General features: G+C 68.1%; 16 protein-coding genes. 8 read left to right on the top strand and 8 right to left on the bottom strand.

Translation table 11 applies throughout. The annotated features are described in order from the left end of the window. Positions 1-45: 45 nt before the first annotated feature. Complete coding sequence (locus U5O44_RS14435; protein ID WP_322589148.1) at positions 46-1,470, top strand: aminotransferase-like domain-containing protein; 1,425 nt, start codon at positions 46-48, stop codon at positions 1,468-1,470. Then, complete coding sequence (locus U5O44_RS14430; protein ID WP_322589147.1) at positions 1,470-3,806, top strand: helicase C-terminal domain-containing protein; 2,337 nt, start codon at positions 1,470-1,472, stop codon at positions 3,804-3,806. Before U5O44_RS14435 ends, U5O44_RS14430 begins: the two co-directional genes overlap by 1 nt. On the opposite strand, the gene U5O44_RS14425 is transcribed toward U5O44_RS14430, so the two are convergent. Together U5O44_RS14425 and U5O44_RS14420 are read right to left on the bottom strand one after the other, a co-directional pair. Beyond that, on the bottom strand, positions 3,789-4,442 hold the full coding sequence (locus U5O44_RS14425; RefSeq protein ID WP_322589146.1) for a GDSL-type esterase/lipase family protein: 654 nt from the start codon (positions 4,440-4,442) through the stop codon (positions 3,789-3,791). The two genes, U5O44_RS14430 and U5O44_RS14425, sit on opposite strands and share 18 nt — an antisense overlap. After that, positions 4,439-6,022, bottom strand: a complete 1,584-nt coding sequence (locus tag U5O44_RS14420) for an ATP-binding protein (RefSeq protein WP_322589145.1) — start codon at positions 6,020-6,022, stop codon at positions 4,439-4,441. The genes U5O44_RS14425 and U5O44_RS14420 overlap by 4 nt, the downstream gene beginning before the upstream one ends. A 122-nt stretch (positions 6,023-6,144) precedes the next feature. Here U5O44_RS14420 and U5O44_RS14415 point away from each other — a divergent pair, with 122 nt between their 5' ends. Genes U5O44_RS14415 through U5O44_RS14405 form a run of 3 tightly spaced genes read left to right on the top strand, consistent with a single transcriptional unit; the run spans position 6,145 to position 11,029 of the window. Continuing rightward, the gene (locus U5O44_RS14415; RefSeq protein ID WP_322589144.1) at positions 6,145-7,098 is read left to right on the top strand and encodes a GSU2403 family nucleotidyltransferase fold protein; all 954 of its coding nucleotides are present in this window, start codon (positions 6,145-6,147) and stop codon (positions 7,096-7,098) included. A 38-nt stretch (positions 7,099-7,136) separates the two neighbouring features. Further along, the gene (locus tag U5O44_RS14410) at positions 7,137-9,353 is read left to right on the top strand and encodes an AAA family ATPase (RefSeq protein WP_322589143.1); all 2,217 of its coding nucleotides are present in this window, start codon (positions 7,137-7,139) and stop codon (positions 9,351-9,353) included. Between the two features lie 17 nt (positions 9,354-9,370). Next, complete coding sequence (locus U5O44_RS14405) at positions 9,371-11,029, top strand: VWA domain-containing protein (protein WP_322589142.1); 1,659 nt, start codon at positions 9,371-9,373, stop codon at positions 11,027-11,029. A gap of 27 nt (positions 11,030-11,056) precedes the next feature. Here the strand turns inward: U5O44_RS14405 and U5O44_RS14400 are convergent, their stop codons facing one another. Genes U5O44_RS14400 through U5O44_RS14385 form a run of 4 tightly spaced genes read right to left on the bottom strand, consistent with a single transcriptional unit; the run spans position 11,057 to position 14,501 of the window. Next, positions 11,057-12,181 carry a PQQ-dependent sugar dehydrogenase gene (locus tag U5O44_RS14400; RefSeq protein ID WP_416222181.1) on the bottom strand — a complete coding sequence of 375 codons (1,125 nt, stop codon included), beginning with the start codon at positions 12,179-12,181 and terminating at the stop codon, positions 11,057-11,059. Positions 12,182-12,210: 29 nt separating this feature from the next. Then, complete coding sequence (locus U5O44_RS14395; RefSeq protein ID WP_322589141.1) at positions 12,211-12,792, bottom strand: restriction endonuclease; 582 nt, start codon at positions 12,790-12,792, stop codon at positions 12,211-12,213. Between the two features lie 36 nt (positions 12,793-12,828). Continuing rightward, complete coding sequence (locus U5O44_RS14390; RefSeq protein ID WP_322589140.1) at positions 12,829-13,830, bottom strand: metal-dependent hydrolase; 1,002 nt, start codon at positions 13,828-13,830, stop codon at positions 12,829-12,831. A gap of 32 nt (positions 13,831-13,862) precedes the next feature. Further along, on the bottom strand, positions 13,863-14,501 hold the full coding sequence (locus tag U5O44_RS14385) for a dioxygenase family protein (protein ID WP_416222180.1): 639 nt from the start codon (positions 14,499-14,501) through the stop codon (positions 13,863-13,865). A gap of 127 nt (positions 14,502-14,628) precedes the next feature. Here U5O44_RS14385 and U5O44_RS14380 point away from each other — a divergent pair, with 127 nt between their 5' ends. The 3 genes from U5O44_RS14380 to U5O44_RS14370 all read left to right on the top strand — a co-directional run bounded on the left by U5O44_RS14380 (position 14,629) and on the right by U5O44_RS14370 (position 16,881). Beyond that, on the top strand, positions 14,629-15,267 hold the full coding sequence (locus tag U5O44_RS14380) for an MBL fold metallo-hydrolase (protein WP_322589139.1): 639 nt from the start codon (positions 14,629-14,631) through the stop codon (positions 15,265-15,267). Between the two features lie 189 nt (positions 15,268-15,456). After that, on the top strand, positions 15,457-16,146 hold the full coding sequence (locus tag U5O44_RS14375) for a helix-turn-helix transcriptional regulator (RefSeq protein ID WP_322589138.1): 690 nt from the start codon (positions 15,457-15,459) through the stop codon (positions 16,144-16,146). Positions 16,147-16,269: 123 nt separating this feature from the next. Then, entirely contained in the window at positions 16,270-16,881 is a 612-nt protein-coding gene (locus U5O44_RS14370; protein ID WP_322589137.1) for a Crp/Fnr family transcriptional regulator, read from the top strand. Positions 16,882-16,887: 6 nt separating this feature from the next. Here the strand turns inward: U5O44_RS14370 and U5O44_RS14365 are convergent, their stop codons facing one another. Together U5O44_RS14365 and U5O44_RS14360 are read right to left on the bottom strand one after the other, a co-directional pair. Further along, positions 16,888-17,829: a M48 family metallopeptidase gene (locus U5O44_RS14365; protein WP_322589136.1), complete on the bottom strand. Its 942-nt coding sequence runs from the start codon at positions 17,827-17,829 to the stop codon at positions 16,888-16,890. 39 nt (positions 17,830-17,868) lie between these two features. After that, positions 17,869-19,482, bottom strand: a complete 1,614-nt coding sequence (locus tag U5O44_RS14360) for an AmpG family muropeptide MFS transporter (RefSeq protein ID WP_473964709.1) — start codon at positions 19,480-19,482, stop codon at positions 17,869-17,871. Between the last annotated feature and the right edge of the window lie 58 nt (positions 19,483-19,540).

The following is a 19,540-nucleotide window of genomic DNA, read 5'->3' as shown; positions in this document are numbered from 1 at the left end:
CATCTGTACTGGTCAGCCCACCATGGACCCATACAGAATGGTCCCATGGAACACGCCGACACCCTGTACCTGCAGATCGCCGAACACATCGCCCACCCGATCCGCTCGGGCACGCTGGCCCGTGGCGAGCGCATTCCCTCGGTGCGCGAACTGGCGCGCCAGCAGGGCGTGTCGCTGTCCACCGTCGTGCAGGCCTACCGCACGCTCGAAGACGCCCGGCTGATCGAGGCCCGCCCGCGCTCGGGCTACTTCGTCGCCTCGCGCGGCCCCCGGCCGCCGGAGCCGGAGCCCTCGCGCCCGCCGGCCGATTCGCAGCCGGTCGATGTCAGCTCGCTCGGCGCGCAGGTGATGCAGCTCGCCACCGACCCGCGTTTCATCTCCTTCGGCGCCGCCTGCCCGAGCGGCGAGCTGTTCGCGCAGGACCGCGTGCGCCGCGCCGTCAGCCGCGCTGCGCAGCGCCACCGCGCGACGCTGTGCCAGTACCCGATCGGTCCCGGCAACGAGCAGTTGCGCCGCGCCATCGCCCGCTACGCGATGGGCCTGGGCTGCCAGCTCGACGCGCGCGAGCTGCTCGTCACCAACGGCTGCCTGGAGGCGATCAGCCTGTGCCTGCGCGCCGTGACGCAGCCGGGCGACGTGGTGGCGCTGGAGTCGCCGTCGTATTTCGGGTTCCTGGAAATCCTCGAAAGCATGCACCTGCGCGCGCTGGAGATCCCCACGCATCCGCGCACCGGGCTGTCGCTGGACGCGCTGCAGCTCGCCTTCGACACGCAGCCGGTCAAGGCGGTGCTCGCGGTGCCGACGCTCTCCAACCCGATCGGCGCGTCGATGCCACTGGCCGAGCGCAAGCGGCTGGCGCAGATGGTGGCCGAGCGTGGCATCCCGCTGATCGAGGACGTGCTCTACAACGACCTCGCCGAACAGGACGACCGCCGCCGCGCCGTGAAAGCCTTCGACACCACTGGCCACGTGATGATCTGCGGCTCGTTCTCGAAGACAGTGGCGCCGGGCATCCGGCTGGGCTGGGTCGAGGCGGGGCGCTGGGGGGCGCAGGTGCGGCGTCTGAAAGCCGTGCATTCGGGCGGGCACACGGAGCTGCTGGAGCTGGCGATGGCCGACCTGCTGACCCAGGCGGGCAGCGAATCCGCTTACCGCCAGTTGCGCGCGACGATCGCCGCCCGGGTGGACGAAGCGCGCGGGCTGATCGCGGAGAGTTTTCCGCGCGGCACGCGGGTGACCGACCCGGCGGGCGGCTACATCCTGTGGGTCGAACTGCCACCGGGGAGCGACTCGCTGGCGCTGTTCCACGCCTGTCTGGCCGAGAAGATCGTTTTTGCGCCGGGGACGATGTTCAGCGCGACGGACCGCTACCGGCGCTGCCTGCGGCTGGGTGTTGGCGGGCGCTGGGATACCGCACAGCGGGCGGCGCTGCGACGCATCGGCGAGCTGGCGCGGGCTATGCTCGCCTGATGGATGTCGCCACCGAGGATCTGCCACCCCTGACCGTCGCCGTGCGCACGCTGTGCGAGTTCACCGCCAAGGCGGGCGACCTCGACGTGCGCTTCACGCCAGCGCCGACCGCGGTCGAAGGCATCGAGGGCCACGCCGTGGTCACCGCACGGCGCGGCGCGGGCTACCAGAAGGAGATCCCGCTGTCCGGCCGCCACGGCGAGCTGCTGGTCCGTGGGCGCGCAGACGGATTCGACGTGGACAAGGGCCGGCTGGAGGAGATCAAGACCCACCGCGGCGCCGGTGCCCTCGCCCGCCAGCCCGCCAACCACCGCGCGCTGCACTGGGCGCAGGCGATGGTCTACGGCTGGCTGCTGTGCGCGCGGGACGGCCTCGAACAGCTCGAACTCGCCCTTGTCTATTACGACATCGGCAGCCGCCAGGAGACCGTGTTCACGCAGACGCTGGACGCCGAGGCGCTGCGCCAGCACTTCGTCCAGCGCTGCGACGCCTACCTCGCGTGGGCGCGGCTCGAACACGCGCATCGCCGCGCCCGCGACGCCGCGCTGGCCGTGCTGCGCTTTCCGCACGCCGATTTCCGCACCGGCCAGCGCCCGCTCGCCGAAGCCGTCTTCAAGGTCGCCCGCGCCGGCCGCCCGCTGATGGCGCAGGCGCCCACCGGCATCGGCAAGACCATCGGCACGGTGTTCCCGCTGCTGCGCGCCCTGCCCGGTCGGCAGGGCCAGCCGATCGACCGCGTGTTCTTCCTCACCGCCAAGACCTCCGGCCGCGCGCTGGCGCTCGACGCGGTGGCGACGCTGCGCCGGGCCGAGCCGGACCTGCCGCTGCGGGCGCTGGAGCTGGTGGCGCGCGAGAAGGCGTGCGAGCACCCGGACAAGGCGTGTCACGGCGAGTCGTGCCCGCTGGCGGAGGGCTTCTACGACCGCCTGCCTGCGGCGCGCGAGGCTGCGCTGACGGTGCCGGTCTGGCACCGCGAGGGCGTGCGCGCGGTGGCGGCGGCGCACGGCGTCTGTCCCTACTACCTCGGGCAGGAGCTGGCGCGCTGGGCGGATCTGGTCATCGGCGACTACAACCATTTCTTCGACCTGAGCGCGATGCTGCACGCGCTCACGCAGATCAACGGCTGGCGGGTCGCGCTGCTGCTCGACGAGGCGCACAACCTCGTGGACCGCGCGCGGCTGATGCACACCGGTGAACTCGACCAGATCAGCGTGCGCGGCCTGCGCCACACCGTGCCGAAGGCGCTGCAGAAACCGCTCGACAAGCTCAACCGCGTCTGGAAAGCACTGAACGCCAGCGAATCGAACGACGGCGCGGACAACGCCTACCGCGTGCTGCCCGCGCTGCCGGACGAGCTGATGACCGCCATCCAGCAGGCCGCCACCGCCGTCCTCGACCACCTCGTCGAGCACCCGACCACCGTGGACGCGGCGCTGCAAGGCTTCCTGTTCGACGCGCTGCACCTGAGCAAGCTGGCCGAGTCGTTCGGGCCGCATTCGCTATGCGACCTGACGCCGTCGCGGGACGGACGGACCTCGGTGCTGTGCCTGCGCAATGTCGTGCCGGCGCCCTTCCTCGGGCCGCGCTGGGCGGTGGCGCACACGGCGACGCTGTTCTCGGCGACGCTGCAGCCGCCGGCGTTTCACCGCGAGCTGCTCGGTCTGCCGGATAACACCGCATGGATCGACGTGGACTCGCCATTCGAGCGGGCGCAGCTCGACATCCACATCGCCCGCGACATCTCGACCCGCTGGCAGCACCGGGACGCCTCGGTCGCGCCGATCGTGGCCCGGATCGCCGCGCAGTACGCCGAGCGGCCCGGCAACTACCTCGCCTTCTTCAGCAGCTTCGACTACCTCGACCGGGTGGCGGCCGCGTTCGAGGCGGCGCACCCGGACGTGCCGGTGTGGAAGCAGGCGCGGCGCATGAGCGAGCCGGAGCAGGCGGCGTTTCTCGCCCGGTTCGCGGCGGGCGGGCGCGGCGTGGGGTTTGCGGTGCTGGGCGGCGCGTTCGCGGAAGGGATCGATCTGCCCGGCGACCGGCTGATCGGCGCCTTCATCGCCACCCTCGGCCTGCCGCAGGTCAACCCGGTCAACGAGCAGATCCGCCGCCGCCTGGACACGCTGGTCAGCCGCGAGACGGGCAGCGGCTTCGACTGCGCCTACCTGTTCCCCGGCGTGCAGAAGGTGGTGCAGGCCGCCGGGCGCGTGATCCGCACGCCCGAGGACCGGGGCGTGGTCCACCTGATCGACGACCGGTTCGCGGGGGCGCAGGTGCAGGCGCTGATGCCGCGGTGGTGGGGGCTGGGAGCGCCGGGTTCAGACAGCGGCGATTGACCGCACCGCGTCGGCGACCACCATCCCCAGCCGCGCGTGCGCCGCCGCGTCGAGGTGGATCCCCTCCTCGGCGCTGACCGCGACATGCTCGCCCGCATCGAGAAAGGCCACCCCACGCTGCGCCGCCACCGCCCGCATCGCCGCCGCCAGCCCGCGCGCCTTGGCCGCCCCGCCGCTGAACATGTCGGCCAGCACGCCGTGTTCCTCGATCGGCGGCGGGCAGACCAGCAGCACGCCCACCCGCGCCGCCCCCGGCCGGGTGTGTTCCAGCACGGTGTCGATCAGCGCGTGGGCGCCCTCGGCGATCTGCTCGGCGCTGGCGCCGAAGCGGGCCTTGAGGTCGTTGGTGCCGAGCATGAACACGACCACGTCCAGCGGCCGGTGCGCCTGCAGGCTGGCCGGCAGGGTGCGCAGTGCGTTGCGGTCGGCGCCTTCGACCGGGTCGTCGCGGCCGATGGTGCGCCCGGGCAGGCCGTCCTCGATGACGTGCCAGTCCGGGCCGAGCGCCGCTTGCAGGACACCCGGCCAACGCTCGGTGCGGCCGAGGCGACGGGCGTCGTCGCGGTCGCGCATCGGGCAGGTGCCGTGGGTATTGGAGTCACCGAAGCACAGCAGGGTGCGGGAAGGGATCTTCATGACCATGTCTCCGTCTCGAAGCCAACGATGTTGCGCGAGTCCCGGCTGAACTCCACGCCGACGAGGTGGATCGGCTCGCCCCGCCCCCGGTATTGGTCTGCGTAGCCCTTGGCCTTGATCTGCGCCAGCGCCTTGCCCTCGGGCACGAGTTCCACCACCTTGAACTCGAAGATCCACACCGCCCCGCCGAACTCCACCGCCATGTCGATCCGCCCGTGGTTCGTCGTCTCCTCCACCCGGATGTCGAAGCCCAGTGCGGCAAAGTGGCTGTAGAACACGCTGGCGTAATACCCCTCGTACTTCGCGATGTCGTTAGAGCGGTACCAGTCGTGCGGGATGCTGGCGTAGAAGGCGTGGAACAGCTCGCGCAAGGCCGCCACGTCCTGCGCCTGCAGCACCCGGTACAGCCGGCTCACCTGCGGCTCCGAGATGCGCGAGCCGCCCGTCAGCACCCGCAGCAGGCTGTCGTTCAGGCTCGCCTGCACCTCCTTGTTCGGGTACTTCAGCGTGTATTCCTTGCGCCCCGGGATCGCCCACACGCTGTCGATCGTCAGGTAGCCCGCCTGGAACAGCAGCGCCTCCGTCTCGATCCGCTCCACGTCGAACGCCGACAGCAGCGTCTCGGTGGCCACCGTGCGCGACAGGTCCGGCGTGAACCAGTGCCGGCTCGTCAGCATGTCGATCAGGAAGGTCGGCGTGCCCGTCTCGAACCAGTACGGCTTGAACTCCCGCGTCTTGAACAGCAGCAAGGCATCGAACGGGTTGTAGACGCTCGTGCCGCCCCAGTTGTAGCCGTTGTACCAGCGCCGGATCTCCTCCCGGTCCAGTCCCGGCAGCTCCGGCGCAAACACCGTGTCCAGATCGTCATCCGTGTAGCCGCACAACGCACTCCAGCGGGCCTCCAGCGTGATGTCGAACAGGTTGTTCAGCCCTGAGAACAGGCTCACCTTGCTGAACTTCGACACCCCGGTGATGAAGACGAACTTCAGGTGCTCGTCCGCGCCCTTGAGCACCGAGTACAGGTTGCGCAGGCCATCGCGCATCGCCGCCGCCGTCTCCCGGTCGGTGATGTTGTCCAGGATCGGCTTGTCGTACTCGTCGATCAGCACCACGACCGGCGCCCCATGCTGCACCCGCGCCAGCCGGATCAGCTCGGCCAGCCGGCCACTGATGCTCCGGTAGCCCGTCGGCTCGGGCAGGTTCAGCTCACGCTGCACGTCGCGCAGGATTTCGTCGATGCGCTGGTCCAGTTCCGCCCGGTCGTGCAGCACGCCGCCGCCGAAGTCGATGCGGATCACCGGATACCGGCGCGTCCAGTCCCAGCGCGTCTCGGCCGCCAGCCCGCTGAACAAGGCCCGCTGACCCTCGAACAGCGCCTTGAACGTGTCCAGCAGCAGGCTCTTGCCGAAGCGCCGGGGCCGGCTCATGAAGTAGTGCTTGCCTGACTCGATCAGGTCGAGCATCAGCCCCGTCTTGTCCACGTAGTAGTGGTCATCCTCGCGGATCTGGCGGAAGGACTGGAGGCCGATGGGCAGCTTTTTCCTGCGCGGCGTCGGGGTGGGAGCGGGCGTGGTGTCCATGCGGATGAGTGTAGGACGCCAGCGGCGGCGCGGCGCAGCGCAGCGCACCGGGGTGGACGTGGACCACAATTCACCGTACAAAATCAAAATCTGCGTTTTGTACGGTGAATACGGTGAACTTCATGGACTACCTGCCCCTTCCTGACAACGCCGCGCGCCAGAGCATCGACGCGGCCACGGTCTTCACCGAGTTCATGCGGGTCAAGGCGCTGGCGCGGCCGTACAGCGGCAGCCTGTACTGGAAGCGCGAGGGCGAGTACGAATACCTCGTCAAATCGTTGTCCGATCGGCGACAGAACCGGCTGGGTCGCCGCTCCGCCGAGACGGAAAAGATCCATGCCGAGTTCACCAGCCGCAAGCAGGCGCTGGAGGCGCGGCTGGCCTCGCTGCGCGAAGCCCTGACCGAAGCCGAGCGCATGAACAAGGCCGTCAAGGCGGGCCGGGTACCGGCCACGGTCATTGCCATCCTGCAGGCGCTGGAGGACGCCGGGCTGGGGGCGCACTTCACGGTGGTCGGCACGCACGCGCTGTATGCCTACGAGGCGGCAGCCGGGGTGCGGATCGTGCAGCGGGCGCTGGCGACGCAGGACGTGGACCTGCTGTGGGACGCCAGGAAGCGGGTGCAGTTCATGACCGATCTGGCGCGGCTGGACACGTCGGTGCTGGGCGTGCTGCAGCGGGCCGATCCGACCTTCGAGCGCAAGGAAGGCCAGAACGAGACGGCGATCAATGCACGCGGCTTCGAGGTGGATTTTCTGCGGCGGCAACCGGAAGGCGACGATCCGCACCCGTTCCGGTTCTCGGACGATGAAGGTGATCTGTGGCCGGTACAGGCCATGCGTGCGGCGGTCCTGACGCAGGCGCCCCGGTTCGAGCACCTCGTGATCTCGGCGACCGGCCGCATGGCGCTGATGCGCACCATCGCGCCGGCAGCGTTTGTCGAATTCAAGCGGTGGATGGCGGACAAGGCGCCGCACCGCGAGGAAGTGAAGCGGCGGCGGGATCGGATGCAGGCCGGGATCGTGGAGCAGTTGATCGGGCAGGGGCTGCTGGCTGTGAGCGGTACCGCGCCATGAAATAATCGAAAAATTTCATCTTCAGGGGGAGACTCACCATGAAAACCAAGCTTCAACACCTGCTGCTGCAGCTCAACCAAGGGCTGGTCGAGCGCGAACATGTCCTGAAACTGTCCTTGCTGGCCACGCTGGCGGGCGAGAACGTGGTGCTGGTCGGGCCGCCGGGCACGGGGAAAAGTCTGGTGGCGCGGCGGATTGCGCAAAGCCTGGCCGGCGGCGGTGAGCACGGCGACGAGGCGGGTTATTTCGAATACCTGCTGACCAAGTTTTCCACGCCGGAGGAGCTGTTCGGGCCGCTGTCGATCAGCGCGCTGAAGGCGGACCGGTTTCACCGCAACACCGAGGGGTATCTGCCGACGGTGCGGATGGCGTTTCTGGACGAGATATTCAAGGCCAGCTCGTCGATCCTGAATGCGCTGCTGACGATCCTGAACGAGCGGGTCTATCACAACGGGACGCAGGTGCAGCCGGTGCCGCTGCGGGCGCTGATCGCGGCGTCGAACGAGTTGCCGACCGATCAGGAGGAACTCGGGGCGCTGTATGACCGGTTTCTGGTGCGGGTGTTCGTGGATTACGTGGGGGCGCACAACCTGTCGCGCCTGTTCGAGCCGACCACGGCGCCGGCGTTGCAGCCGGGGGATCTGCTGGGGGTGGCGGAACTGGCGCAGATGGACCGGGCGGCGCAGGCGGTGGTGTTCGAGCCGGCGTTGATTCAGGCGGTGCAGGACATCTGGGCGGCGCACAAGGAGGCGTTCAAGGAGGACCGGCGCGAGCGGCTGTCGGATCGGCGGCTGAAGAAGGTCATCCACCTGATGCGGGTGTCGGCGGCGACGAACGGGCGGGAGGCGGTGGATCTGTCGGACGTGATGCTGCTGAAGGATTGTCTGTGGAATCACGCGGACAACGTGGGGAAGGTGCAGGCGCTGGTCATCAAGACCTTGCAGCGGCATAGCCGGCAGGTGCCGTTGGCGGAATTGGCTCGGCTGGCGGGGCCGGGCAAGACGGGCCACACGCTGGCGCCGGCCTATGAACTGGGGGGCGATGGCAAGACCTTGGTGCCGGTCAAGTCCTCGGCTGCACTGGCGGTCAGGTCCACCACGTCATTGGTCAGCAGCGGCGGCGGCGCGAAGAAGACCGGTGCGGTGGTCAAGGGCTATTCGGGGAGCGGCACGGCCGATGATCCGTTGCTGATCCAGACGGTGGACGATCTGCTGGACTTGACTCGGCCGGAGGTGGGGCAGAAGGGCTATCACTTCCGGCAGACCGCTGACATTGACATCAGCGGGATCAGCACTTGGCCGGTGATTAATTTCAAGGGTTATTACGATGGGAATAGTCGGACCATCACTGACGAGAATAACCACTTAATCCACTGGCTTTCCAATTCCGTCACCGTTAAATTTATTTTCAATTCCGTTGAGGCCAGTCATTTCACCAAGCTGTACATCAACAATCTTTCGCTGGCGACAGCCATAAGCAATCAGTGTTTATTTTTTGGTTGCAAAACAAATCTAAGAATCACGAATCATGCCAATGATTGCGAGTTCATTTCTTGCTTTGCAGGGCAAGCACTTGCCGAAAACGCAGTCAACTGCAGAATAGCCCATTGCAAATCAACGGAAAACCTAATCGCGGGCAGCATAAATGACTGCAAAATCAGCAATTGTCAATCAGGCCACATATTTGTAGTTGGCGGTATTAATTCATCCACAATCGAAGATTGTTTGGTTTTTTTTGATGTAATAAAAATCGGTAGCACAGGGGTAATCACAAGCAAGGCAAACAACTCTATAATAAATCGCTGCTTCGTGGCTGGAAAAAGAATCAATGTTGATCTGCGCGGATACGACGGCCTAGTGAATAACTCAAGTAAAAGCTCGATCACAAGTTGTGCAGTGGGTTATTTTTCCCATGATGACTACTTGGTAGATCCAATTGGCGTGGGATTCACAGATACCATTCAGAATAATCGCAATATTGTAATTGATAGCCTAAAAATAAAAATGAATAGACAAAAAGCAGAAATAATAGCCGCCACCCGCTTCAAGCAACGATTATTCGAGACAACCCTAGGCTGGGATTTCGAGAACATTTGGATTTGGGATGACCAGAATGATCAGCCGGCCTTGCGCCATGTGGGTGCGGATAACCTGCCGCCCTCAGCGGACAGGTTCGCCGCCGATCAGCCAGCAGAGAATGCACAAGCGAGCATCGATCTGCTGACCCAGCAAGTCACAGCCAACATCTGGCTCTGACGCAGCGCCAGCCAGCCATGTTCAACCCGCTGTCCCTTGCCTCCGCCCTGCTCAGCAAACTCGCCTTCAAGCCGATCAAATACTTCATCGACAGCACCTTCCGCGACAAGGTGACCCCCGTCCCCGGCAGCGTGGTGTATTGCGACCTGTGGCTGGCGGTCGAGCATTCCGGGATTCATGTCCAAGACGGCAAGATGTCCAACATCGTCGTGGACGGCTTCGCGGAAAGCACCGTCTGCCTCAGCGACGCCTGGGACTTCACCACCAAGAGCAAATGGGGCCGCAAGATCTACGTCTCCTGCGACCGCGACGGCCCCGTCGGCCATGACACCGTGGCCGAACGCGCCGCCAGCCACCTGGGCGAACGCGCGTTCTACGGCCTCGTGGTCAAGAACTGCCATGAGTTCTCGACCAAATGCGTCAACCACCTCGACCACACCCAACAAGAAGAAGACGACGACCGGTCGCTGCTGGACAGCGTCCTGCCCCTGTTCCCAGACGACACGTGGGAGCCCACCATGGCAATCCTCAAGGCCTCCGCCAAAAGAAAACTCGGCGCGACCAAATGGCGCCTGTGGGACTGGGAAAATGACGAGGCCCGCGCCACAGATGACAAGGAAGACCCCGAACCCGACTGGAACGCCCTCGACCAGCAATTCCGCCGCCTGCCCCTCACCCCCGGCAACCTCGCCCACCTGCGCCAGCAACTCGCCGAAGCCCAAGCATACGAAGCGGAAATCGACGACGAGAATCTCCCACCGGTCATCCGCCAGCGCCTGAGAACCTACCGCCAGACCCTGACCGACATCAGCGACCTCGCCGAAAAAGCCAAGGCACTGCTGGCCGCCTGCCCGGACGCGGGGTTTTCATATGAAGACCTGCGCACCGGCGCCGAGGATTTCACCGCCCTCGCCCAGCAGATCCGCCAGAACCCCCAGATCCGCGAGCTGGTGCGCAAGCTGGGCCGCCAGCACATCGCCGAAGAAATCAAGCGCCAGACCCGCATCCCCCAGGCCAGCCGCAGCGAAGTCCACGGCACGCACCGCAGCAACGACCTGATGCGCCTGCTGCCCAGCGAGCTGCTCAACTTCGAAGACGAGACGCTGGAGACGCTGTTCTACGCCCGACTGCTGGAAAACAACCTGCTGACCTATGAACTCAGCGGCAGCACCCTCATCAACGGCGAAACCACCGAGTCGCGCCAGCAACGCACCGGCCCCGTGGTCGCCTGCCTCGACACCTCCGGCAGCATGCAGGGCGAGCCGCTGCTCAAGGCCAAGGCGCTGCTGCTGGCCGTGGCCGGCATCCTCAAGCCGGAAAACCGCTCGCTGCACGTCATCCTGTTCGGCGCCAGCGGCCAGACCCGCACCTTCACGATGGACGGCACCACCGACCACCACGACGCCGCCGGCCTGCTCGCCTTCCTGCGCCAGGGCTTCGGCGGCGGCACCGATTTCGAGACGCCGCTCCAGCACGCGATGGACCTCATCGAGCAGCAGCCCGCCTACCTCAAGGCCGACGTGCTCATGCTCTCCGACGGCGACTGCCAACCGAGCGACGCCTTCACCACAACGCTGCACGCCCGCAAGGCGCGGCTGAACGCCCGGATCTACTCCGTGCTGTGCAACGGGCAGCGGGTGCAGGATCGCTTCAGTGACGAGGTGGTGCTGCTGTAGCGGCCAGCCTCCTCAGACCGCGCCCGCTCAAGGCAACACCCGCAGCACCTGCCCGCCCGCCCCATCCGTCAGCAGGTACAGCCAGCCATCCGGCCCCTGCCGCACATCGCGGATGCGGGCCTGGCCTTCCAGCAGGCGCTGCTCGGCGGTGATGCGCCGGCCGTCCAGCGTCAACCGCACCAGCGCCTGGCCGCGCAGGGCGCCGATGAAGAGGCTGCCCTTCCAGTCGGGGGAGCGGGTCTGGTAGCGGTCGCTGCTCAGGAAGGCCATGCCGCTGGGGGCGATCGAGGTCGGCACCCAGTGGTGCAGCGGCGGCTCGAAGCCGGCTTTCGGCCCGGTTTCGCCGATGCGCGTGCCGATGACGTAGTTGCGGCCGTAGGTCACCAGCGGCCAGCCGTAGTTGCGTCCGGCCTCGACCACGTTGATTTCGTCGCCCCCTTGCGGCCCGTGTTCGCTGGCCCACAGCTCGCCCGTCACCGGGTGCAGCGCCGCGCCCTGGATGTTGCGGTGGCCGAGGCTGAACACCTCCGGCGCCGCACCAGGGCGCGCCACGAAGGGGTTGTCCGCCGGCACACGGCCGTCCGTGGTGAGCCGCACCACCTTGCCGAGGTGGTTGGCCGGGTTCTGCGCCTCGTCCTTGGCACTGAAGCGGTCGCCCAGCCCCACCAGCAGGTGGCCCTGGCGATCGAACACGATGCGCGCGCCGCAGTGGTGGCCGCTGTTCACCTTGGGCCGCTGGCTGAACAGGGTGCGCACCTCGCGCAACTGGTCGTCCACCAGGCGCGCGCTGCCCACAGCCGTGCTGTTACCGCCGGGGCCGGGTTCGGCGAAGGTGAAGAACAGGCGGCGGTTCTCGCTGAACTGCGGATCGAGCACGACATCCAGCAAGCCGCACTGCCCGGTCGCCGCCACCGCGGGCAGGCCGGCCAGCGGTGGCGACAGGCGGCCGTCCGGGGTGGCGATGCGGAGCTGTCCGGCCTTTTCGGTGATGAGCATCCGCCCGTCCGGCAGGAAGGCCATCGCCCACGGGTCCGTCAGACCGCGCACCACCACGGCGGTTCCAGCCGGCGCGGCGGGGGCTTGCGCGAAGCCAGGGGTGCTGGCCAGGCTGGCGGTCATCAGGACCACCGGGAGGAACAGGTTCAGGCGCATGGTGGGGCTCCAGGGAAGGGTTCAAGGGCTCAGGCGTTCAGCGGGATCCTCTGCAGGGTCTTCGCCAGCTCGGCCGATTGCCACAAGGTGATGCCGTGCTCGCGCACAAAAGGACGGGTGTTGTCGGTGAACTCGCCCAGAGCGATGCACAGCGCGTCCTGCGCATCAGCCGCCACACGCGCCGCCTGCAGCTCACGCAGCGGCTCCAGCCCGATGCGCGCGGCTTTCCAGCGGCGTGCGCTGACCAGCGTGGTGCGGCCCTGGCGCTCCAGCACGAAGTCGACACCTGGGGCTGTGCCGCGCTGCACCTGGTAGCCGTCGCGCTGGAACGCGGTTTCCAGGGCGCGGGCAAAGGCGGGCCACGGCATCGCGCTCACCGCCTCCAGCGTTCGGGCCACCTGGGCTGCGCTGGGCTGCCCCCATTGACGGCGCGCGGCCATGACGCTGATGACAAAGAACGGAAAGCCCGACACGGCCCCCGCGACGCGGAAATCCGGCGGCAGCGCAGCGGCGGCCACCAGCCCGATGACGGCCCCGATCGCCAGGCTGATCCACCAGGGGGATCGCAGCAGGATCGCGAACAGCGACTTCTCGGCCATTTTCAGTTTCAAGCGACATTCTCCAGACAGGGTCTCAGGGCGGGCAGTCTACGGGCTGGGCAGGCGCTGCCACATCCAGCGCAGCGTCGGGCCGATGGCCGGGCGGGCGCTGACCTGCGTGGCCGGTACGCTGCCGACCGCATCGAGCGGCCCGAGGTCGAAATTGAAGACGTAGACGGGCTCCTGGCCCATGCGCAGGTCGGTGATGCGCAGTTGCCCGTCGGGGGTGGCCGCGAGCTTCACGAAACCGTGCGCGAAGCGGGTCAGCTGTGCCACCGGGGCGGCCTGCCCGTGCTGTGCCATCAAGCCGGCGCCGCGGTCGTGCTGCGCCCAGTCCACCGGACGCGGGCCGTCGAAGACCGACACGACGGCCTCGCGGAACTGCGGGTCCGCCGGGTCGTCCGGCAGCGCGACCACGCGCCACAGCAGGGTCTGCAGCGGCAACGGGGTGACCAGCAGGCGCTGGGCCGCCACGCCCTGCGCCTGCAGCGAGGCGCGGGCCACCTGCATCACCTGGGCTTGCGCGAACACGCTCCAGCCCAGGTAGGCGGTGGACAGCACCAACCCCGCCGTGTTCCAGCGCAGGCCCCGCGCACCGTCGCGCATCCGCAGCGCGGCGACCACGCCAGCGATCAGCGGCAGGGTGTAGGCCGGATCGATGATGAACACGCTGCCCACGCCGAACGGGTGGCGGGTGAAGGGCAGCAGCAGCTGCGTGCCGTAGACGGTCATCGTGTCCAGCAGCGGATGTGTGATCAGCACCAGCCACAGCGCCAGCCACCAGCGCCGGAACAGCGCCGCTTCGCCATGCAGCCGCGACACCGCCCAGGCCAGCAGGGGCGCCAGCAGCGTGAGGTAGAGCAGCGCGTGGCTCTCGGCCCGGTGCAGCACCATGTTGAGCAGTGCGTCACCGTGGTCGAGCAGCGCGTCCAGGTCGGGCAGCGTGCCGGCCACGGCGCCCCAGGCCGCCGCCTTGCGCGCGGCGGTGTGCCGGCCCATGACCCCGACGGCCACGGCCGAGCCAAGCGCGATTTGCGTGAGTGAATCCATGTCGGCGAGCCTACCTTCTCGGCGCCGCGGCGTCAGGCGCGGACCACCACCGCGTAGTCCGCCCGGAAGCCGTCCGTTCCCGGCACGAACGGCCGGGTCAGTGCGGCCTGGCCGTCTTCCCCCAGGCGGCGCCAGAGCCCGTCGCGCGCGTTGCCGGGGTCGCCCTGCACATAGAACTGCGTGGTCAGGAGTTCCTGCGTGCCGAGCTTGACCTTGACGTGGATGTGCGGCGTGCGTCCGGTGTAGGGCGCAGGCTTCAGGGTGCGAAAGCGGAAGCGGCCGTCCCGGACCAGCGTGACCTGGCCGAAGCCCTGAAAGGCCGCGTCCGCCAGATTGCCGTCGCCGGGGTGGTGGTAGTGGCCGGCTTCGTCGCACTGCCAGATCTCCACCACACCGCCGGCCAGCGGTTTGCCCTGCGTGTCGGTCACGGTGCCACTCACCCAGGCGACCTGGCCGGGGGTGTAGACGGCGCGGCCGTTGCGCAGCAGGTCGAAGTCGCTGTCGGCCGGCAGGGTCACGGGGTAGAACGGCCCTTCGGTCTGCGACGGCGTGGGGCGCAGCACCTTGTCACGGGCCAGGGCCGGCATGGGCCAGATCGACGCGGACGTGGCAACCATCAAACCGGCGCCGTGCTTCAGCAGCATGCGGCGAGAGGCGGGTGGGTTCGGCATGGGAATCTCCAGAAAATCCGGAAGCAGGCAGTGGGCGGGACAGGCAGTCGCCGGGTTGGTGCCGCGCAGACCGGACTCGGTTCCCGGCGACACGGAAATTCTGGCGCCACCATGGACAATCCCGCCCATGCTGCGCTACCACACCCACCCCGTCACCGCCTTCGCCCAGAACTGCTCCCTCGTCTGGGATGACCAGACGATGCAGGCCGCCGTCATCGATCCCGGCGGCGACCTGCCAGCCCTGCTCGCCGAGGTCGCGCGCCGCGGCCTGAAGCTCGAACAGATCTGGCTCACCCACGCCCACATCGACCACGCCGGCGGCACCGGCCAGCTCGCCCGCGAACAAAACCTGCCCATCATCGGCCCCCACCCCGGCGACCAGTTCTGGATCGACGGCCTCGCGCAGCAGAGCCGCATGTTCGGCTTCCCGCCTGCCGAGCCGTTCACGCCGACACGCTGGCTGCAGGACGGCGACACCGTGACGCTGGGCGCCCACACGCTCAACGTGCGCCACTGCCCCGGCCATACGCCCGGCCATGTCGTCTTCCACAGCCCGGAGATCCAGCGCGCCTTCGTCGGCGACGTGCTGTTTGCCGGCAGCATCGGCCGCACCGACTTCCCCGGCGGCCACCACCAGACGCTGATCGACTCCATCACCCAGCGCCTGTGGCCCATGGGCGACGACACCGTCTTCATCCCCGGCCACGGCCCGGAGAGCAGCTTCGGCGAGGAGCGGCTCACGAACCAGTATGTCGGGGGCACCTGACCGGCCTTGGCACGGAGCGCGCTGCACCGCAGCATGGCGGTCGGTAATGCGCGTAACCAGCCGAGAGGCAATACATCACGCATTTCGGGTGCAAAAACTGGACTTTCGGAGCGTGACAGCGCGATAACGTAGCGGGGTCGTCGCTGTCGGGTTCGGGGGGATTCGCAGGGCCGATCAGGAGTCATCGCCATGCTGAACGTTTCCTCTTCCCCGGTCCGTGAGCGCCTCGACCGACCCGGCACCGACGCGGCGGCCCAGCTGCCAGCGCATGGTGCGCTGTGGCTGATGCAGATGCTGACCGGAGCGCTGGACGCGCTGGACTACGGCATGCTGCTCCTCGACACCACCGGCCACCTGGTGCAGGCCAACCAGATGGGCCACCAGCACTGCACCTCAGCCCACGGCAGCTGCCGGCTGCAGGACGGCCAGCTGCACGCGCGGAGCAGCGCCGACGAGCCCGTGCTGCAGCGCGCGCTGACACAAGCGGCCGGCGGGCGTCGCTGCCTGCTGAAACTCGGAGAAGCGCCGCATGCCGAGACCGTGGCGGTCGTGCCGCTGAGCAGCCCGCTCGGCATACGCGGAGGGGATGCGGTCCTGCTGGTGTTCGGCAAGCAGCAGGTCTGCGAGGCCCTGAGCGTCGAGCACTTCGCCCGCGTCCACAGCCTCACCCATGCGGAAGGCATGGTGCTGACCGCACTGTGCGGCGGCGACGAACCCAGCGCCATCGCGCGCAAGTTCGGTGTGGCGGTGTCGACCGTGCGCACCCAGATCGCCAGCGTGCGCCAGAAGACCCAGGCGGCCAGCATCCGCGAGCTGGTGCGGCAGGTGGCGATGCTGCCGCCGATCGTCTCGGTGCTCGGCCATGAGGCCGCCCATTGAGCGACGCTGCAGAGACATGCTTATCACGCTTGCGGATGGTTCAGGCTTGTCCTATCGTGAAGGACGATGCCCAGAACAACACGTACCAGCAACGCTTCGGAAACGACCTTGGATGAGCTGAGGTTGTCCCCCGCCCTGAACGCCCTGGCGCGGCGGGCGGTGCCGCGCCGCTACCGCAAGGGCGTCATCCTGATCCAGGAGGGCGAGTTCGGTGACACGCTCTACATCGTGCTCTCGGGCCGGATCAAGGTCTTCTCGCTCGGTCCGAACGACCGCGAGATCACCTTCGGGCTCTACGGCAGCGGCGAGTTCGTCGGCGAGATGAGCCTGGACGGCGGCCCGCGTGCCGCCAGCGTGGTGACGATGGAGCCGACGACCTGTGTCGTCATCACCCGCCCGACGCTGCTGGAACACATCGCGCAGTACCCGGAGTTTGCCTTCGAGCTGCTGGCCAAGGTCATCACCCGGGCCCGCACGGCCACCCGGGACGCGCGCAACATGGCGCTGATGGACAGCTACGGCCGTCTGGTCGCGCTGCTCGACGATCTGGCCGTGGCACAGGACGACGGCACGCGCCGCCTGATCAGCCGCCTCACCCATGCCGAGATCGCCAGCCGCATCGGCTGCTCGCGCGAGATGGTCAGCCGCCTGCTCAAGGATCTGGAGCGCGGTGGCTACACGGCCACCGTAGGCCGCAGCCTGCACCTGCTCAAGCCGCTGCCCAACCGCTGGTGAGCCGGCTCAGCCGCCGTTGCCACGCAGCGCCGGCGGGCCGAACTGGCGAGGCGGTCGTGCTGCGCGGGCAAAAAGCGGCGTGACCTTGGGCAGACTGGCCTCGATCTCCTGGATGCGGGTGCTGCTGGACGGGTGGGTCGAGAGGAACTGCGGCGGCGCGCCCTTGCTGGCCTCGGCCATCTTCTGCCACAGCGTCACCCCGGCGCGCGGGTTGTATCCGGCCCGTGCCGCCAGTTCCATGCCCACCAGATCCGCCTCCGACTCGTCCTGGCGACCGAACTTCAGCGTCAGCAGCTGGCTGCCGAGGCCCAGCGCGGCATCCCCCAGCCCTCCCAGGCCGAGCAACGAACTCAACAGATTGGCGCCGACCCGGGTGGCGGTTTGCTTGCCGATGCGCTCGCGGGCGTGTTCGCGCAGGGCGTGGGCCATCTCGTGGCCCATGATCATCGCCACTTCCTCGTCGGTGAGCTGCAGCGTCTGCAGGATGCCAAGGTAGAACGCGATCTTGCCGCCCGGCATGCAGAAGGCATTCAGCTCCTTGGACCCGATCAGGCTGACCTCCCATTTCCAGCCCTTCGCACGGGCGTTCCACTCCAGGGTGTGGGGAATCAGGCGGTCGGCGATGAACTGCAGGCGCTGCTGCTGCGGGTGGCCGGCGGGGGCGAGTGCGCCTTTGCCGCTGGCTTCCTGGCGAAGCTGCAGGTACTGCTGCTGGGCGGCGGCCTCGATCTCCTCGGCCGACACCAGCTTGGTGAACTTCGAGTTGCCCCCGACCTCCACCCCCTCGCGGGCCAGCACCGGCAGCGCCGCCGTCGCGGCAGCCCCTGCCAGCAGGCCAGTGAACAGGCGCCGACCATGCAAGGCACAGCCGCAACCTTGCCCGTGGCGGTCGATGCGGGTGGTGATGGTGGCGTCTTCGACGAGATCCGATTCCAGATCCTGGCGCATGGTGCTGAATCTCCAAATTGAACAGGTGCCCGACGGGCGTCAGTCGTCGCGCGCGACGGTGGCCGGATCGACCTCCAGCGCCTGCACCGTCTCGCGCAAGCCCCAGAGCATCCACAACGCCGGCAGCGCCGCGACCGTGGACACGAGGAAGAAGGTCGGCCAGCCGATCGACTCCGCCAGCACCCCAGCCAGCGGCCCGACCCAGACCCGCCCGACCGACGCAAAGGCCGACAGCAGTGCGTACTGCGTGGCCGAGAAGCGCTGGCTGGTCAGGCTCATCAGGAAGGCGACGAACGCCGCCGTGCCCATGCCACCGGACAGGTTCTCGAAGGCGATCACCATCAGCAGGCCGCCGTCCACCGGGGTGGCCTGCGCCAGATGCAGGAAACCCCAGTCGAAGGCCGGCACCACCAGCCCCGGCAGGGCGCCCTTGCCATTGACCGCCAGCCACCAGAAGCCCAGGTTGCTGGCCATCTGCAGCACACCGAACAGCAGCAGCGAGCGCCACAGCCCCAGCCGCAGCATCAGCGCCCCGCCCAGCAGCGCCCCGCCGATCGTCAGCCACAGCCCGATCACCTTGTTGACCACGCCAACCTCGGCCGACCCGTAGGCCATCGCCTTCAGCAGGAACGGCGTCATCAGTGAACCGGCGAAGGCATCGCCCAGCTTGTACAGCACGATGAAGCCCAGGAAGGCCCACGCTCCCGGCTGGCTGAAATAGCTCTGCAGCCCGCCCAGCAGCGTGTCGAAGCGAGCCTTGTGCGCCGCCCAGGCCGCCAGCGGCAAGGTCACGCCGATGCCCAGCACGAGGCCCAGCAGATCGACCCAGCGCTGGCGCAGCGGCGCCGGCAGCGTGGTGAACTCCAGCAAGGGCTGCAGCAGCGCGCCGGCCAGCTTCCCGAGCACCTGGTCCGTCAGCACATACCCGACCGCGACCGCCGCCAGCACCGCGACAAAGCCGACCAGGTCATTGCGCGCCACGCTCTCCGGCCGCACGGTGACCTTCAGCCGCGGCATCGCCAGCGCCGACACCACCGCGGCGCCGACCATCAGCGCCGCCATCAGCCGGTACACCTCCGGCCAGGTCCAGCCCGCGCCACTGCCCACCGCCGCGCCGGCCGCCACATTGGCCGGGTCCGTCCAGATCAGCGCCACCCCGCCCGACAGGATCATCGCCAGCCGATAGCCCAGCACCGACAGCGAGGAGCCCATTCCGCGCTCAGCAGCGGGCAATACATCGGTCCGGTAGGCATCGATCACGACATCCTGCGACGCCGACAGGAAGGCCACCGCCACCGCCAGCAGCGCGAACATCTGCATCGAGTGTTTCGGCGAGGTGTCCGCCATCAGCAGCAGCGCCCCCGCCAGTGCCAGTTGCGTCAGCACCAGCCAGCCGCGCCGCCGCCCGAGGAAGGGCGGATCGAAGCGGTCCATCAGCGGCGCCCACAGGAACTTGAAGGTGTACGGCAGCCCGACCAGGCTCAGGAAGCCGATCGTCGCCACGTCCACCCCCTCCAGGCTGAGCCAGGCCTGCATCGCCTGCCCGGTCAGGGCCAGCGGCAGCCCCGACGCGAAGCCCAGCACCAGCACCGCCAGCAGCCGCCACCAGCGCATCAGCCACTGGGCAGTCGCGGCGGCGCCGGGGGGGCGCACAGGGGGACGGGGTGCAGCGGCAGCGGTAGGAGCGGGTTGGACCATGGGCGGATTCTAG

The sequence above is a fragment of the Sphaerotilus sp. genome, assembly GCF_034519685.1.
Classification (GTDB): Bacteria; Pseudomonadota; Gammaproteobacteria; order Burkholderiales; family Burkholderiaceae_C; genus Sphaerotilus.
The sequence above is the reverse complement of the archived record's forward strand: the minus strand, read 5'-3'. Positions and strand labels throughout refer to the sequence as shown.